This window comes from Companilactobacillus hulinensis (assembly GCF_003946555.1).
Classification (GTDB): domain Bacteria; phylum Bacillota; class Bacilli; order Lactobacillales; family Lactobacillaceae; genus Companilactobacillus; species Companilactobacillus hulinensis.
Genome location: NZ_RHOO01000004.1, coordinates 157,709 through 174,839, shown reverse-complemented (window position 1 = coordinate 174,839; position 17,131 = coordinate 157,709). Strand labels below are relative to the sequence as shown.

The window sequence follows — 17,131 nt, the reverse complement described above, 5'->3', positions numbered from 1 at the left end:
TGGCACCACGGTGATACTGTGTTAAAGTAGATATGCTCATAGTAAATGTCTTCTTTCATGGTCTGTTTAGTCACTACCATTGTAAAACATTTACTATGGGTATTTTTTTTTGATTAGGTGTTCGGATTAATTTTACAATTCACGAAGTTAAATAAATCACATAAAGGGAAGTGAAAATTATGAAGAAAATAAAAGTAATTATGGTTTCCTCGTTGTTATCAGTAGGAACGATTACCTCCGCGGTTGCTTTGGACTCTATGAATGTATTTTCAAATGACAGTTTAATCGAAAATGTTCAAGCTGACACTGAAAATGGAAATATTGATGGTTGGATGCCAGATGGAGAGTTACAAAAGGCAATTGCATCAGCATTAGAAGTCGATGTTAGTGATTTGACACAGGAATTAATGAACAAGAGAATTCCCAAAAACATTGATTTGTCAAAAGTTACGGATTTAGAAGGTATAGAGCATCTTCAGGGCCTTGGTAAAGTTGGAATTTCTAAATTACCAGCAAATTATGAATTATTGAATAACTTTGACAATCCAGAAAAGAAATATCACATTTTAGACAGAGAAACAGCAAATTTTGATGACTTAGCTGTATTAAAACCGGGAACTGGTTCACTGGCCATTGATGCGCAGAATATTCGTGAAAATACAATTGAAATTGATGGCAGTAAAATAGTTATTAATTTGAGTGATTATTTTGGTAAATCATCAGGAGAAATTGTAAGAAATTCGGCGTTTTCTTTGAAAATAGATGACAATAACATAGAAGAAAAAGATTTTGAACTAAAAGGCAATGTTTTGACAATACACAATGTTACAGATTATTTGAGAGAATTGGTGAAGACTCATACTTTACGTTTTGTCTTTGAACAAAGTATCTTTATATTCAGTACTAATGTATCAGGCCGAACTACTATTAGACTAACTCAACCGTTTACGATTAAACCTGAAATATTGGAACCTGATCCAGATGATAAAGGTGGAACAGAGAATCCAGAAAATCCGGATGGGAATGGTGAAACAGAGAATCCAGAAGAACCGGATGGAAATGGCGGAACAGAAAATTCAGGGAATCAGAATGGTAATTCTATCAGAGACATCGAACCAACAAATATTATGACTGATAAAAAATCTTTGGATATCTACAATTTAAGTGGAACAAAAACAGGAGAAAAGAAACTTACAAAACAGACAACAGATTTTGTAACGGATAAAATTAATACTGTTAATGGTGTTGAGTATTATAAACTTAATAATGACGACTGGGTAAAAGTTGATGATGTAAAAGTATTCTACTTCAACGATTCATATGTGCAAACTCACGGTGATTCTATTAAGGATTTAACAAAGTTTAGAAACGCGGGACTTGTTGAAAATAGAGCACTTGAAAAAATGACGAACTGGTATACAGACCGTTATGCATACTTCCAAGGCGAATGGCATCACAGAGTTGCGACTCACGAATGGGTACATGATGACCATGTCTTGGAATACAAAAAAATCAGTGGAGTAGTTAACGCCACTGAAAATGCACAACTTTATAATAGCAAGGGTAAAAAATCTAATCGTGCATTGAAAGAAGGATTAACATTCATCACTGATAAAACAGCTACAATTAATGGCAAATTAATGTATCGTGTGGCAACTGATGAATGGGTATCTGCAGATTCAGTTACATTCAAATAGTTTCTACTAATGAAGATTGCGAAAGCAATCTTTTTTGCTATTTGTTGTGTTTAAACATGACAAGTTCACAGGTAACTCGGTAAAATATTCATACGTTAAATAAATCACATAAAGGAAGTGAAATTATGTCAGGTAAAAAAATGGTTAAGGTTGTAGCGGGAGTTAGTACAGGTCTGTTGTTTACATCAACGGTTAGCAGTTCACATTTGATATCACATTTAGCTAGAACGCATGTTGTACATGCAGAAGAAGCTACTGAGGATGAATATGCTTGGATGCCAGATGAAAATTTGCGTAACGCTATTGAGGACGAACTTAATATAGGTCGAGGAAAGCTTACTCCAGAGCATATTAAAGAAGTAAAAAGCCTGTATCTTAGAAGAGAAGGAATATCAGATGTAAAAGGACTAGAGCTGGCTGAAAATTTAACCAGATTGGATATATGCTTAAATCAAATAGTGGATATCTCACCATTGTCAAATTGTAAAAATCTTACGTACTTGGATTTAGGTGACAATCAAATAAGTGATATTTCACCTCTGTCTAATCTTCAAAATTTGGTCAATTTGTATTTGTGTAATAATCAGGTGGAAAATATCGGTCCTCTGGAAAATCTGACCCATCTTAGACGTATGCGGTTGGATAACAATCAAATCAGTGATATTTCTCCATTAAAGAATCTTCAGAATCTTGAATACGTAGAATTAGAATATAATCAAATTACAAATTTTGATGCATTAGATGGCAAAAAAGGAATTTTTGATGTTTATGGTCAAAGTGTGAAATCTGGAGAGGTACCAATATCTGAAGAAAAAGACGGTATTATTTACTTAGATTTTAGTTCGTTTTTCAGTAAAAACGGTCAAGTAAAATATTTGGGAGATGGGAACCTCAATACAGATACGCTAATATTAGAAATACCTGCGGAGAATATCTCAGATGGTGTCACTAATTTAGAATTTCAGGTTAATGTTAATGGTACATACACAACTGTGAACTTTAAACAAGTGTTACCTGCCAAAGAACAGAGTATGTCAGAGTGGATGCCAGATGATAATTTACGGAATGCAATTTGTGATTTATATGGCCTTGATCCGATGACAGCTACTAAAGAAGATCTGCTTGGTATAGAAGATTTGTATTTACCTGAGATTGGTATAGCTGATATAAAAGGATTAGAATTTGCAAGAAATTTACAGAGAATAAATTTTCGAACTAATAAAATTAGCAATATTTCAGAATTGAAAAATTTGTCATCACTTTACTACTTAAATCTACAGGATAATAAAATTAGTGACATTTCGGGATTGAATAATTTACCATTACTTTACTACTTAAATCTACAGGATAATGAAATTAGTGAAGTTTCAGGATTGAAAAATTTACCCTCACTTGTCGAATTACGTTTGCAAAATAATAAAATTAACAATATTTCAGAATTGAAAGATTTGCCCAATCTTACGGACTTGATTTTGTATAATAATAAAATTAGTGACATTTCAGGATTAGAAGATTTACCATCACTTCGTTACGTATATTTACATAGTAATAAAATTAGTGACATTTCAGGATTGAAAAATTTACCATCAATTAGTTACTTAGATTTGAGTGATAATCAAATCACAAATTTTGATTATTTAAATGAATATTTGTACTCAGTTTACTTGGGAGGACAGAACGTAACACTTGATGAATTAACTATAGAAAAAGAGGAAGATGGGAGTATTTCTATAGATTATAATTCACTATTTGGTGAAAATAGTGATGTTGAGTATGCAGGTGATGGATTTGATGAAGAAACACGTATCTTGAAGATACCAGCAGAAAATCTTTCAGATGGAATAATTGACTTACAATTTAAACTGTCTGTGCTTGTTGGTGGAATAAGGCGGGAGTCTGCTACCATTAATATCAAGCAACCCGTGGTATTTAAAACTGCGGAACCAGATATCTCTACATGGATGCCAGATGAAAATCTACAAAATGCCATCAAAGAACAACTTGGTGGGAAGGAACTAACTCAAGATAATCTTAAAGAGGTGAAATCTTTAGATTTAACTGAAAAAAATATAGAGAATCTAGAAGGATTAGAATTTGCTGAAAGTCTAACCGATTTGAATTTATCTGATAATCAGATTAGTGATATTACAACATTAGAGAGCTTACCCAAACTTTATAAATTATATTTGAACAATAATCGAATCAGTGATATTACAGCATTAAAGAATTTGTCATCACTTAATTACTTACGATTAGGCAATAATCAAATCAGTGACATTACAGCATTAAGTAGTAATACGAGTCTTCTTACCTTATTTTTGAACAACAATCAAATCAGTGACATAATGCCACTAAAGAATTTGAATGAACTTCTTATCTTGGATTTGGATAATAATCAAGTTGGTGACATTACCGCATTAAAAAATAAAGCAGATCTTATGCGTTTGCACCTGACTAATAATCAAATTAGCGACATTACAGTATTGGAAAACTTATTTTTACATTATTTGCATTTGGGCAACAATCAAATCAGTGACATTTCGGCATTTAAGGATATTTATCGTTTCGGAGAATTACGTTTGGATGATAATCAAATTACTAATTTTGATTATTTGCATGATACCCGTATAAAAACTCTTTCTATTGGAATACAGAATAGGAAACTTGATGAATTAAGTATAGAAAAGAGTTCAGATGGTATTATTTCTATAGATTATAGTTCACTTTTTGGTAAGAACAGTAATATTAATTATCTCGGTAAAGGTGATTTCAATATAAAAGATAATGTTTTAACAATATCTGAAGAAGAATTATCAGATGGAATGATAAAATCGCAATTTGAACTAACTGGAGAAACTATTGATAATGAATATGTTTCAACAGTAAGTATTGAGCACCCCATAGTATTTAAAACTCAGAGTCCAATTATTCATGTCAAAGATCAAACCGTGGATTTTGATTCCGATTGGAATAACAAAATGGGATTTGACGGTGCAACTGATGAGTACGGTTTTGATGTTGATTTTGATAATATAGAATCATCTGCTCCAGTTAATACCAAAGAACCTGGTGAACATGAAGTTAGTTATTGGTTCAAAGATAATCCTGAAAAGAAGTTCATTGCCACAATTACTGTAAGGGAAGATCCTGAAAATCCAGAGCCAAATATTTCTGAATGGATGTCAGATGAAAAATTGCAAGAGGCAATTAAGAAACAATTAAATGGGAAAAAACTAACTCAAGGCAATCTTAGTAAAGTAGAATCATTGGACTTATCTGGAAAAGGAATCGCCAGTATAGATGGCCTAGAGTTTGCTGAAAGCTTAATTGATTTGAATTTATCTGATAATCAAATAACTAACTTTGATGTTTTAGACGGTAAAAGTATTGAAACTCTGAATACTGAAGGACAAAAAGTTGAACTTAAAGAACAATCCGATGTTGAAAAAGGAACTGATGGTTGGATTACTTTGAGTATTGATTTGCCTTTCGGTGAAAACAGCACAGTTAAATATGCTGGTAATGAGGTAGAGTTCAATAAAGATACAGGTAAATTGAGAATTCCAGCGAAGAATTTAGAAGATGGAATAATTGATTTGGAATTCAACGTTAGTATCACTAATAATGACAAACCACATGATATTGTCGTGAATGTAAGTCAACCGGTAATATTTAAAACTCAGGATCCAGTTATTAATGTTGAAAATCAAGCTGTAGATTTTAATTCAAATTGGGATAATAAGATGGGATTCATTAGTGCAACTGATAAATATGGTGTCAATGTTGAGTTTGATGATATAGAATCTTCCGGAAATGTACAGACCAATATTCCAGGTGAATATGAAGTTGATTATTGGTTTAAAGGTGATGGTAATAACAAATTTACGGCTACTGTAGTTGTAAACGAAAATCCGGATAAGCCAGTCGATTATTCATGGATTCCAGATACCAAGTTACGTGAAGCTATTGAAAAACAACTTAATGGTGAGAAACTGACTACGGATAACATTAAAAATGTGAATACTTTAGAATTGTCAGGTAAAGGGATTACAAGCTTGAAAGGTTTGGAATTTGCTGAGAATCTGAATAACTTGAATTTATCTGATAATCAAATAACTGACATTTCAGATTTGAGTGAACTGGGTAGCTTGAATAACTTAAATCTATCAGGTAATGGAATCACTAACTTTGATGCTTTGAACGGTAAAAACATTGAAACTCTGAATACTGAAGGACAAAAAGTCGAACTTAAAGAACAATCTGATGTTCAAAAAGGAACTGATGGTTGGATTATCTTGAGTATTGATTTGCCTTTCGGTGAAAACAGCACAGTTACATATGCTGGTGGTGAAGGGGAGTTCAATAAGAAAACAGGTAAATTGAGAATTCCAGCGAAGAATTTAGAAGATGGAATAATTGATTTGAAATTCAACGTTAGTATCACTAACAATGACAAATCACATGATACTGTCGTGAATGCTAGTCAACCTGTGACATATAGGACTCAAAAATCAAACATTGTGACTGAAAACAAAGATGTAGAGTTTGGTTCAGATTGGAATCCATCTATTGGCTTTGTAAGTGCAATTGATAAGTATGGTGTAAGCCGTTCAGTCGGTGACTTACAAGCTGATGGGGAGGTTGATACTAATAAGCCGGCCACGTATACAATTACATATTCGTTTGCGAATGATCCGGAATACAAGATTGTTGCTTTGATAACTGTGTTGGATAAAGATCCAGATCCAACAGATCCAGATAATCCAGAAGAACCGGAAGATCCAGATCCAACAGACCCAGACAATCCGGAAGAACCAGAAGATCCAGATCCAACAGACCCAGACAATCCAGAAGAACCGGGTTATCCAGATCCAACGGATCCGGATAACCCGGAAGAGCCAGAAGATCCAGATCCAACAGATCCAGATAATCCGAGTGAACCGGAAGATCCAGATCCAACGGATCCAGACAACCCAGGAAACCCAGATCCAGTGGATCCAGAAAAACCAACACCGCCAAGTGTGGAGAATATCACTTCCACAAACATTATGACGGATAAACAATCTCTAAATATTTACGATAGTAATGGTAAGAATACAGGTGTAAAGAATCTAAGTGGAACTACAGATTTCAAGACGACTAAAAAGGCAGAAATTGACGGAGAAGTTTACTTCCAAATTTCTGATGATGAGTGGATCAAGGAAAGCGATACACAAGTCTTCCACGCTAATAAGTCTGTAGTAAGAACACATATTGGTTCATACAAAGAATTAGTAACGTTAACTGGAGAAAAAGTTAAAAACCGTGCTCTATCCTGTTTTAGTAACTGGTCAACGGGACGCTTCATCTATATCAATGGTGAGAAGTACTACCAAGTTTCAACTCACGAATGGATTCATGAAGGTCACGTAATCGAATACACTCCTTTAACAGGTGTAGTTACTCCAAGTGCAGATTCACAATTGTACGATGCAGAGGGTAACAAATCTAATCGTGGTTTGAAGAAGAACGCAAGTTTCTACACAGATATGACAGCCGAGATCAACGGTCAATTGATGTATCGTGTATCAACCAACGAATGGATTCCTGCGGATGCAGTGACGTTTGAATAGTTTCAATAATGAAGATTGCGAAAGCAATCCTTTTTTGCATGCGGTTGTGTTCTGACGTGACAAACTCGCAGGTAATTTTATAAAATTATTTATACGCTAAATAAATCACGATAAAGGAAGTGAACCAGATGAAGAAGATAAAAATAATCCTTATAGCTACAGCAGTGTCATTTGGAATAATATTTCTCGCTGCGGTTGCCACTAATTCACCATTCTTTGATAATGTCAGCCAACAAGCAACAACTCAAGCAGAATCTAATAGGCAAACTAAAACTATCAAAGATGAAGAACTAGACGATATTGATTCATGGATGCCAGACACATCCCTTCAACACGCGGTATCCCAGAACCTGATTGATCAAGTAATCATGACTCACGAACAGACTTTGACTGAAGCTAGGCTTAAAAAGGCAAAGGAATTGGACTTATCTGGTTCCGACATCGGTAATTTAGAAGGATTACAATATGCCAAGAATTTGAAGACATTAATAATCGAGGATACATCAGTAAAGAATATTACCGTTCTTTCTAAATTAAAAGGTCTCAATGAATTAACGTTGAGAGATAATCCAATCACAAATTATGATGTCCTAAATAAGACAAAAATAAACAATGTTTCAATTGAAGGCGAAGTCTATATAGACAGGTCAACAGTAACAAGCATGGATGGTAAAAGTATCAATCTAGATATGAATGATTACATAGGTAAGAAAGCCAAATATGACAAAGAACCAACAGTCACAATAAATGGAACAAATACACAAGCAACAATCAAACTAACTAAAAAAGAACTAAAAATCTCAAACTTCACGAAATACTCAGAAGTAGTAGGAGAATCATATGTAGGAACACTAACAGTAGATTTCACACAGAAATTCAAAGTAAAAGGTAATGACAACTACAAAAAAGTTGCAACAACAATAGAAATCCCATACCGACTACCGGTATCAGAAGTATCAAATTAAAAAGCTGCGACTAGCCGGAAGATGGGAGAGAATGAGCCAGCAGTTGTGGTGGTGTAGGACGGCAAAAGCCGGACGTACAGCACAGGACGAGTTTTGAAATTTGCGGTCCATGCAAAGTTCAAAATCGAGGTGAGAGACAACGGCTCGAACCGGTCCAAACAGCAGGCTCATTCTCTCCCATCTGGAGGCGGCAACAAAACAATATAATAGAAGAAACCATCTGTATTGAATCAAAAAACTCAATACAGATTTTTTATTTATCATAAAATCCACAAAAACACTTGAAAATCTTAACTTATTAGTGGAAAATGAATTGATTGTTGCGTAATTTACTTTATAATTTGAATTGATATACGTTTTTTAGGAGAGATATATATGAAAACACGAAGAAGCGAACGATTAATTGACGAAACGCGTCATTTACTAGAACGACCACATACATTAATTTCGCTGGCATTTTTTGCCAAAAGATATGAATCAGCTAAGTCATCCATCTCAGAAGATTTGGGAATTCTGAGAAGAACCTTTATGATTCGCGGAATCGGTGCCTTGGAAACATTACCAGGTGCCGGCGGTGGTGTGATTTTTACACCAGGAATCTCAAAGAAAGAAGCCACTGACTTCGTTGAAACAACTACTAAGAGATTAGAAGAACCTGACCGTATTTTGCCAGGTGGCTACTTGTATCTAACTGACTTGTTGGCTGATCCAGAAGTATTGAGGACTATCGGCCGCATGATTGCCACACAATATTCTCAAAGTTCGATCGACGTTGTTATGACAGTCGCAACTAAGGGAATTCCCATCGCTCAAAGTGTTGCCAATTTCCTAAATATTCCATTCGTAATGGTTAGACGTGATTCAAAAATCACTGAAGGTTCAACTATCAGTGTTAACTATGCTTCTGGTTCATCTGACCGAATCGAGAAGATGGAGTTGTCAAAGCGCAGTCTTCCAGAAGGTTCACGTGTGCTAGTTGTTGATGATTTCATGAAGGGTGGCGGTACTATCAATGGTATGCGCAGTCTGATCACTGAATTTAATGCGATTTTTGCCGGGGCAACTGTATTCGCAGAGAACATCAACGTTAAGTCCGAATTCAGAGATAATAAGGTAACTTCAATTTTCAAAGTTAACCAAATCGATACAATCAACCGTATTCTAAAGATGGAACCCGGCGATTATTTGGCAAAAACTGATTTTAGTTATTTTGAATAAAAACATAATTGAGTAGACTACCTGAATAATGCTATTATATATAAGGATATTTGAGTGACTGAAAGGGAGTTTCCAATGTCGAATCGTTATGTAATAATCCTTGCTGCTGGTAAGGGCACAAGAATGAAATCAAAATTGTACAAAGTATTGCATCCAGTAGCTGGTAAAGCTATGGTTGACCATGTTTTGACACAGGTTGAAAAAATGAATCCTGAAGTTGTTGAAACTGTTATTGGTAGTGGTGCAGAAAAGGTCCGTGATCTACTTGGCGACCGTACTAAGTACGCATTACAAGAAGAACAACTGGGTACTGCCCATGCTGTCCTACAAACTGAAGATGTTTTGGCTGGTAAGGAAGGTACGACATTGATTGTCAATGGCGATACTCCTTTGTTTACCGCCGAAACTTTCGAAAAACTATTTGCTTATCACGAAAAAGAACAAGCAGCTGTTACTATTTTGACAGCTCATGCTGACAATCCATTCGGATATGGTCGTATTGTTCGTGATGCAGATGGTAGTGTATCAAAGATTGTTGAACAAAAAGATGCCTCTGAAGATGAGAAGAAAATTCAAGAGATCAACACTGGTGTTCTTTGCTTCGATAACAAGTTATTGTTCGATAATTTGCATAATGTTAAGAATGATAACGCTCAAGGCGAGTACTACTTGCCAGACTTGATTGGTATGTTCAATGAACAAGGCAAGAAAGTCGCAGCTTATCAAATGGCTGACTTGAGTGAATCAATGGGTGTTAACGATCGTGTTGCTTTGTCACACGCTGAGAAGTTGATGCAAACTCGCATCAATGAAGCACATATGCGTGACGGTGTAACTATCGTTGACCCAGATAACACTTATATCGACGCTGATGTTCAAATCGGCAACGATACAGTTATCGAACCCAATACTAAGATTTTTGGTAAGACCGTAATTGGTTCCAACTGTTTGGTTGGTTCTGGTTCAAGACTTGAAGATGCTACTATTGAAGATAATGTCAAAATTATCAGTTCAACTATTGAAAGTGCAATTATGCATGAAGGTAGTGATATTGGTCCAAATTCACATTTGCGTCCAAAAGCTGAAATTGGCAAAGAAGTTCATGTTGGTAACTTCTGTGAGATCAAGAATGCTACAATCGGTGACCGTACTAAGGTTGGACACTTAACTTATGTTGGGGATGCAACTTTAGGTACAGATATCAATGTCGGCTGTGGTGTCGTATTCGTTAATTACGATGGTGTTAAGAAGTGGCACAGTAATATCGGTGACCACTCATTCATCGGAAGTAATTCTAATATCGTTGCTCCAGTTGAGATGTCTGATCATTCATTCATCGCTGCTGGTTCAACAATTACTAACGACATACCTAAGCATGCCATGGCAATTGCTAGACAAAGACAGACTAACAAAGAAGATTTTTGGAATAGATTACCATTATCAAAAAGTGAAGATTGGAAATAAGGGTGGAAATTAATGTCAGATCAAAATAACGAACGACCAATGAAAATTTTTGCGTTGAACTCTAACAAACCTTTGGCTGAAAAAATTGCTAAAGAAGTTGGAATTCCGCTAGGAAAGTCATCAGTTACACGTTTTAGTGATGGTGAAATCCAAATCAATATTGAAGAAAGTATTCGTGGTGCCGAAGTCTTCTTGATTCAATCAACTTCAGCTCCAGTTAACGATAACTTGATGGAACTTTTGATCATGGTTGATGCTTTGAAGCGTGCTTCAGCTCACTTGATCAACGTTGTTATCCCTTATTATGGATATGCTAGACAAGATAGAAAGTCACGTTCACGTGAACCTATCACTGCTAAGTTAGTTGCTAACATGTTGGAACGTGCCGGTGTTAACCGTGTTCTTGCACTTGACTTGCATGCTGCACAAATCCAAGGATTCTTCGATATTCCAGTTGATCACTTGATGGGTGCTCCACTTCTTGCAGATTACTTCTTAACAAATCATCTAGAAGAAGACGCAGTCGTTGTTTCACCTGATCACGGTGGTGTTACACGTGCTAGAAAGTTAGCCGAATTCTTGAAGACACCAATTGCTATCATTGATAAACGTAGACCTCGTGCTAATGTTGCCGAAGTTATGAACATCATTGGTAATGTTAAAGGCAAACGTGCCATCATCATTGATGATATGATCGATACTGCCGGTACAATTTCATTAGCATCACAAGCATTGATCGATGCCGGTGCTACTGAAGTTTACGCATGTTGTACACACCCAATCCTTTCAGGTCCAGCTATCGAAAGAATTGAAGCTTCACCAATCAAGAAGTTGATCGTTACAGATTCAATCAATCTTCCTAAAGAAAAGATCATCGACCGCATGGTTCAAGTTTCAGTAGGACCACTTATCGGTGATGCAATTCGTCGTATTCACGACAACGAACCAGTAAGTCCATTGTTTGATACACGTTTTAAGAGTAATGCTAAATAATAAGAGAGTGGAACAAGCCGGGAGATTTTGAGCACTGCCTAGAGTAACTAAAGTACCACGTAGTGGTGCATTAGTTGTTCGTAGCAGGCGCAGAAATCTGGTTTGTGTTTATAAGAGAGTGGAACAAGCCGGGAGATTTTGAGCACTGCCTAGAGTAACTAAAGTACCACGTAGTGGTGCATTAGTTGTTCGTAGCAGGCGCAGAAATCTGGTTTGTGTTTATAAGAGAGTGGAACAAGCCGGGAGATTTTGAGCACTGCCTAGAGTAACTAAAGTACCACGTAGTGGTGCATTAGTTGTTCGTAGCAGGCGCAGAAATCTGGTTTGTGCAACTCGTTTAAGAGAGTGCGCAGAATGTTGTCATTCATGAGCACGTTTGAGAGAACTCATTTGAGTTCTCTTTTTTTATATCCAACTTGTATTATTAGGCTCAGTTATTTGCTTAAAACACGCCAAGATAGTATTTTCTATTAAAAAATACAAATGATACTGGTGGTGTTGATGATGATTCCTATGTTCTGGACTCTTACATTTATTGGAGTAATTGTTGTATTGTGCTTGAATAATCAGAAGTATGCTAGAAATATTAAACGGTACAAGTATGATCTAATGAAAATCGGTATCGCCATTGGCATTACCCTGGTTATTTGTTTGGGGTTAGGTATTGTTACTGGAAGTGGATACATGTTCTTTTAATTAAATCGATTATTTTGTGTAAACAGGTTTAATACTCCATCACTTCGTGATATGCTGAGCATGAAAATACAAGTAATGGGGTGATTTGATGAAGAAGTATAAGGTAATAGTTTGGGGTCTTGGAAACGTTGGTCGTGCAGCAATTAGAATGATTCAAGATAAGGAATCATTAGAGTTAGTCGGTGCAGTCGATGTTGATCCGAAGAAAGTTGGCAAGGATGCCGGTGAAATCTTCGATTTTCCTAAGACTGGTATCACGGTAATTGATAATATCGACGATGCATTGAAACTAGATGCTGATGTTGTTCTTGATTACACGCCACTTGTTCGTGATGAAAAGGGTGGATTCACACCTAGTGCGGAGGGAATCTGCAAAGTATTGAAGGCAAAGAAGAATGTCATTACGACTTTGCCAATTTATTATTCACAAGTAACGACACCTGATCTGTATAATATGATCAATGACGCTGCCAAAGAAAATGGTGTCTCATATTTGCCAACTGGACTTCTACCAGGTGCATATGCATCATATATTCCAACTGTTCTAGCTGGACTAATGGGCAAAGTTGACAAAATCGTTGTTCAATCTGGTGAAGATGACCAGCATAACTTCTCAAGCTGGGTAAAAGTATTCGGTTATGGTATGGATCCTGACAAGTTCCCACAAGATAGATTGAAGATGGGAATTGCTTCATACTATGTTTCTGGTGTTTACGAAATGGGCGAGAGATTAGGATTCAAGTTCGATGATATGAAGATCGAACACGAATGCTTCACAGCCCCAGAAGATTTACATCCAATCTTTGGTACAGTTAAGAAAGGTACCATCAGTGGACACAGATTCACTATGACCGGAATGGTCAATGGTGAAGAAAAGGTAAGTTTGGTATATGTTCACAAGATTTGTGATGACGTTGCTAAGACACCTGAGATCGATAATAAGATTCACATCGAAGGAATTCCTAAGACATTGGATATTAGTATCGATGGTATGATGCCGTTGGACGAAAGCTATGTAACTAGTGCTGCACCAAGTGTCAACGTAATTCCAATGGTAGTTGATGGAGACAGTGGTTTCTTACAAGCTCTAGATTTGAAAGTCGTTACACCACTTAAATAGATAGTAAAAGGTCCTGCATTTACATTGTAAATGCAGGACCTTTTGTAATTTGTATTCAGTTTTATTCGCCTACGGTTGAAAATAATAAGTCTGCTGTGGGACCGACCTCAGCCAAAAGGCGGTCTTCGGTCTCGTTTTTGAACTCTGCATAAATCGCAGATTTCAAAAATCGCCCTGTGCTGTATGGACGGCGTTTCGCCGTCCGACAGCACTATCACAGGTGACTTATTATTTTCAACCTCCGGCTAGTTAGATGTACTATTTTTTAAGCCGAAGGATATTAAAAAAATATTTTCTATCGATATTATGTAAAATCAGCTGCAGATGAAATATTTCATACCCGGAAGCGACAACAGAACACCAAACAAACAATTAACGTCTACGACGCTTATCAGCTTTCTGATCACGTAATTGTTGATATCTCAATAAATCACGAATTTGTTGTAAGTATTCTAATTGAGGATCAAGTTCTTCGACACTTTCGTCAAACTTACTCTTAGAACCATCACGGCGCATCTTATTCATCAATTTAACAATTGTGAAAATAACGAACATGATGATCAAAAAGTTGATAAGAGCATTGACAAAATCACCGATTTGAAAACTTGCTCCTAAGACTACGAACTTCATTTCGGATAAGTTAATTTGTCCAATAAAAATACCAAGTAATGGGTTAATGATATAAGTGGTTAACGCTGATACCAAGTTGTTAAAGGCAGCACCAACGATAACACCAACGGCTAGGTCGACGACACTACCACGAGAGATAAACTCTTGAAATTCTTTAAACATTAAAGTGGCTCCTTTACAGTTTTCAATATACGACTACTTTACTATAATTTCACAAATTTGTAAGTGTGTAATTATAATTTAATCTTTTACTATTTTGTAGCAAGCTCATAACTTTCGTCGATTCTTTCTAATATTTCTTTGTCAGGAACAGTTCCATCCAAATAAATAGTGATCCAATGTTGTTTGTTCATATGATAAGCGTGGAAATAATTTTTGCCATCAACGATTTGGTCGATCTTATCTGGATCAATTCTGACAACTAGTATTTCGATGTCTTGATCTAAGCCCAGTCCAACTTTTTTTGCATTAACACCAACCATCAAAGCGTACCATTTATTATTATCAACTCGGCGCATGATGGCATTTGTAGGAAACTTTTTCCATAAGAATTCCAGTTTACTGCCATAGTTGTTTTTTCCATAGTCGCTGACTAGTTTGGATTGTTTGGTTTTGAAAATATCAGAATCGTAGCACGAGTTAGAAATATCTGTGAGTGTGGTAAGAAATTCATTTTTTACCATACTTACAAACTTTCCAGTTGCTTTTGGGTCTAAGTGCAATCTATATTCGATACCGTTGCTGATATCGGTTAGTTTTGTAGTAGGAATGTCCTTTGCGTTGGTTTTGACTAATAATTGGAATTGGTCGTCGACAATATTAGTTTGATATGAATAATTATTACCATCTTTCTTGAAGCCAAATTCTAAGGCTTTATCAGGATTAAATTTTTTGTTTTTGAATAAATCATCAATAATTGTAGTTTCCAAAATATTCCTTTCCAAAATAAAAAATCTGCCATTTAGATAGACAGATTTTTTTAATAGTTAAATTTCTGTGGCTATATGTTCATGATAAGCCTTTTTGATGTCACTCAGGTCAGTTAATTTAAGTTTCTCATTAACTTCGTCAGTCATGGTTTGTTTTGTTTCTTCGCTCCAATCGTAATAACTACTCATGTAGTTAATAACTTCATCTTCGATTGCCTTCATGTGGTTGATGTCGAAGAGCATTTGACTGCTGCGGCGAAGTAGGTAATCGATAGGGTGTTCGACCATTTCGGCCTTTAATCCATATTGCAACATGGCCCAATCGATGCGTGGAAGATTGTCTTTGAAATCTTCATCAGGGATTAGATCGTAAACATCAACGACATTTGAACCATATCTTTGAACCAGTTTTTCGGCATCTTCACGTTCTAGCTTATAAGTGACGATTCCGAGTTCTGTCATTTCTTCACGATAGAGTTCCCAGCCTTCATCGCCACCGACATCACCACCGGATAATGTTAGATTCTCAGTCTGTTGTGATTGATATTCATAGTCAGTTTCTGACGCTAACTCAAAGGCTACTTCGTTGACGATCTTTTCAGCCATCTTTCGATAACCAGTTAATTTACCACCAGCAATTGATAGCAGGCCAGATTCTGCGTGGAAGATTTCATCTTTACGTGAAATTTCTGAAGGTGATTTGCCTTCTTCTTGAATCAATGGACGAACTCCTGACCAGCCAGCTTCAACATCATCTGGTGTCAGTTGTTCTGGTAAGTCAAACATTTGATTGGCAGCAGCTAAGATATATGTCACATCTTTAACAGTGATATCTGGTTCTTTTGGATCTTCGTTCCAAGTTGTGTCGGTTGTTCCAATATAAGTTTTACCTTCACGTGGAATGGCAAACATCATTCGTCCATCGTGGAATGGAGTATCGAAGTAAATTGAATTTGAAATTGGGAACTTTTCATGATCAATAACTAAGTGAACGCCTTTAGTTAGGTGAAGATGTTTTCCTTCGTTAGATCCGTCCATATCTCTGATTTCATCGACCCAAGGTCCACAAGAATTGATGACTTTTTTGGCATGGATCTCACCAGTTGTTCCACCGATCATATCTTCAAATTTGACGCCGTTGATGTGATTGTTCTCGTCATACAATAGTCCAGTGACCTTAGTATAATTAGCAATCAAAGCACCGAGCTCACTAGCTTTTTTGACAACTTCAAGCGTTAGTCTGGCATCATCAGTTCGATATTCAACATAAACACCAGAGCCTTTGAGATTCTCACTCTTGATGAAAGGTTCACGGTCAGTTGTACGTTGTGGATCAAGCATATATTTGCGTTCAGATGATTTAACTTGCGCTAGTCGGTCATAGACATCAAGCCCGATAGCGGTACTGAATGGTCCAAAAGTTCCACCATCATAAAATGGCAACATCATCTTTAAGGGAGTAGTGATCTGTGGGGCGTTGTTATAAACAATGGCACGTTCGCTACCGACTTCATGAACTTCATTAATTGCTGCTTGCTTCAAGTAGCGCAGTCCGCCGTGAACAAGTTTGGTCGAACGGCTGGAAGTTCCAGATGCAAAGTCACGCATTTCAACTAGTCCTGTCTTGATACCACGTGTTTGTGCATCAAGGGTGATTCCGGATCCGGTAATACCTCCACCAATAACCAATAAGTCGAGCTCTTCGTCTTGCATTGCCTGAAGGTTATTTAGTCGAGTCTGTTCTGAGAATTCTTTCATCAAAAATGCCTCCTAATAATAGAGTGTTTTTAAATCGTTTAAATACATT

11 protein-coding genes are annotated in these 17,131 nt (G+C 36.4%); 8 read left to right on the top strand and 3 right to left on the bottom strand.

Annotated elements, in window-relative coordinates; translation table 11 throughout:
* Positions 1 to 179 precede the first annotated feature (179 nt).
* The 8 genes from EKM66_RS04165 to EKM66_RS04130 all read left to right on the top strand — a co-directional run bounded on the left by EKM66_RS04165 (position 180) and on the right by EKM66_RS04130 (position 13,765).
* Positions 180 to 1,697 (top strand): SLAP domain-containing protein, encoded by a 1,518-nt coding sequence (locus tag EKM66_RS04165; protein ID WP_125761974.1) that lies wholly within the window; start codon positions 180 to 182, stop codon positions 1,695 to 1,697.
* A 125-nt stretch (positions 1,698 to 1,822) separates the two neighbouring features.
* A complete protein-coding gene (locus tag EKM66_RS04160; protein ID WP_125761972.1) occupies positions 1,823 to 7,309 on the top strand; it encodes a leucine-rich repeat domain-containing protein in 5,487 nt (1,828 codons plus the stop codon).
* A gap of 128 nt (positions 7,310 to 7,437) precedes the next feature.
* Positions 7,438 to 8,274, top strand: a complete 837-nt coding sequence (locus EKM66_RS04155) for a leucine-rich repeat domain-containing protein (RefSeq protein ID WP_125761970.1) — start codon at positions 7,438 to 7,440, stop codon at positions 8,272 to 8,274.
* Between the two features lie 375 nt (positions 8,275 to 8,649).
* A complete protein-coding gene (gene purR, locus EKM66_RS04150; protein WP_125761968.1) occupies positions 8,650 to 9,492 on the top strand; it encodes a pur operon repressor in 843 nt (280 codons plus the stop codon).
* 75 nt (positions 9,493 to 9,567) lie between these two features.
* Entirely contained in the window at positions 9,568 to 10,956 is a 1,389-nt protein-coding gene (gene glmU / locus EKM66_RS04145) for a bifunctional UDP-N-acetylglucosamine diphosphorylase/glucosamine-1-phosphate N-acetyltransferase GlmU (RefSeq protein ID WP_125761966.1), read from the top strand.
* 12 nt (positions 10,957 to 10,968) lie between these two features.
* A complete protein-coding gene (locus EKM66_RS04140) occupies positions 10,969 to 11,949 on the top strand; it encodes a ribose-phosphate diphosphokinase (RefSeq protein ID WP_125761964.1) in 981 nt (326 codons plus the stop codon).
* 501 nt (positions 11,950 to 12,450) lie between these two features.
* On the top strand, positions 12,451 to 12,645 hold the full coding sequence (locus EKM66_RS04135) for a hypothetical protein (RefSeq protein ID WP_125761962.1): 195 nt from the start codon (positions 12,451 to 12,453) through the stop codon (positions 12,643 to 12,645).
* Between the two features lie 88 nt (positions 12,646 to 12,733).
* Positions 12,734 to 13,765: a hypothetical protein gene (locus tag EKM66_RS04130; protein ID WP_125761960.1), complete on the top strand. Its 1,032-nt coding sequence runs from the start codon at positions 12,734 to 12,736 to the stop codon at positions 13,763 to 13,765.
* Between the two features lie 372 nt (positions 13,766 to 14,137).
* On the opposite strand, the gene mscL is transcribed toward EKM66_RS04130, so the two are convergent.
* The 3 genes from mscL to EKM66_RS04115 form a co-directional block, all read right to left on the bottom strand.
* A complete protein-coding gene (gene mscL / locus EKM66_RS04125) occupies positions 14,138 to 14,557 on the bottom strand; it encodes a large conductance mechanosensitive channel protein MscL (RefSeq protein WP_125761958.1) in 420 nt (139 codons plus the stop codon).
* An 89-nt stretch (positions 14,558 to 14,646) separates the two neighbouring features.
* Positions 14,647 to 15,324, bottom strand: a complete 678-nt coding sequence (locus tag EKM66_RS04120; RefSeq protein WP_164505030.1) for an MmcQ/YjbR family DNA-binding protein — start codon at positions 15,322 to 15,324, stop codon at positions 14,647 to 14,649.
* Between the two features lie 57 nt (positions 15,325 to 15,381).
* Positions 15,382 to 17,082, bottom strand: a complete 1,701-nt coding sequence (locus tag EKM66_RS04115; RefSeq protein ID WP_125761954.1) for a glycerol-3-phosphate dehydrogenase/oxidase — start codon at positions 17,080 to 17,082, stop codon at positions 15,382 to 15,384.
* Positions 17,083 to 17,131: the final 49 nt, after the last annotated feature.

Bases quoted from the DNA above. Each gene is read 5' to 3' on its own strand.
- EKM66_RS04165 (WP_125761974.1), top strand. From the start codon at position 180: ATGAAGAAAATAAAAGTAATTATGGTTTCCTCGTTGTTATCAGTAGGA.
- EKM66_RS04160 (WP_125761972.1), top strand. From the start codon at position 1,823: ATGTCAGGTAAAAAAATGGTTAAGGTTGTAGCGGGAGTTAGTACAGGT.
- EKM66_RS04155 (WP_125761970.1), top strand. From the start codon at position 7,438: ATGAAGAAGATAAAAATAATCCTTATAGCTACAGCAGTGTCATTTGGA.
- purR (WP_125761968.1), top strand. From the start codon at position 8,650: ATGAAAACACGAAGAAGCGAACGATTAATTGACGAAACGCGTCATTTA.
- glmU (WP_125761966.1), top strand. From the start codon at position 9,568: ATGTCGAATCGTTATGTAATAATCCTTGCTGCTGGTAAGGGCACAAGA.
- EKM66_RS04140 (WP_125761964.1), top strand. From the start codon at position 10,969: ATGTCAGATCAAAATAACGAACGACCAATGAAAATTTTTGCGTTGAAC.
- EKM66_RS04135 (WP_125761962.1), top strand. From the start codon at position 12,451: ATGATGATTCCTATGTTCTGGACTCTTACATTTATTGGAGTAATTGTT.
- EKM66_RS04130 (WP_125761960.1), top strand. From the start codon at position 12,734: ATGAAGAAGTATAAGGTAATAGTTTGGGGTCTTGGAAACGTTGGTCGT.
- mscL (WP_125761958.1), bottom strand. From the start codon at position 14,557: ATGTTTAAAGAATTTCAAGAGTTTATCTCTCGTGGTAGTGTCGTCGAC.
- EKM66_RS04115 (WP_125761954.1), bottom strand. From the start codon at position 17,082: ATGAAAGAATTCTCAGAACAGACTCGACTAAATAACCTTCAGGCAATG.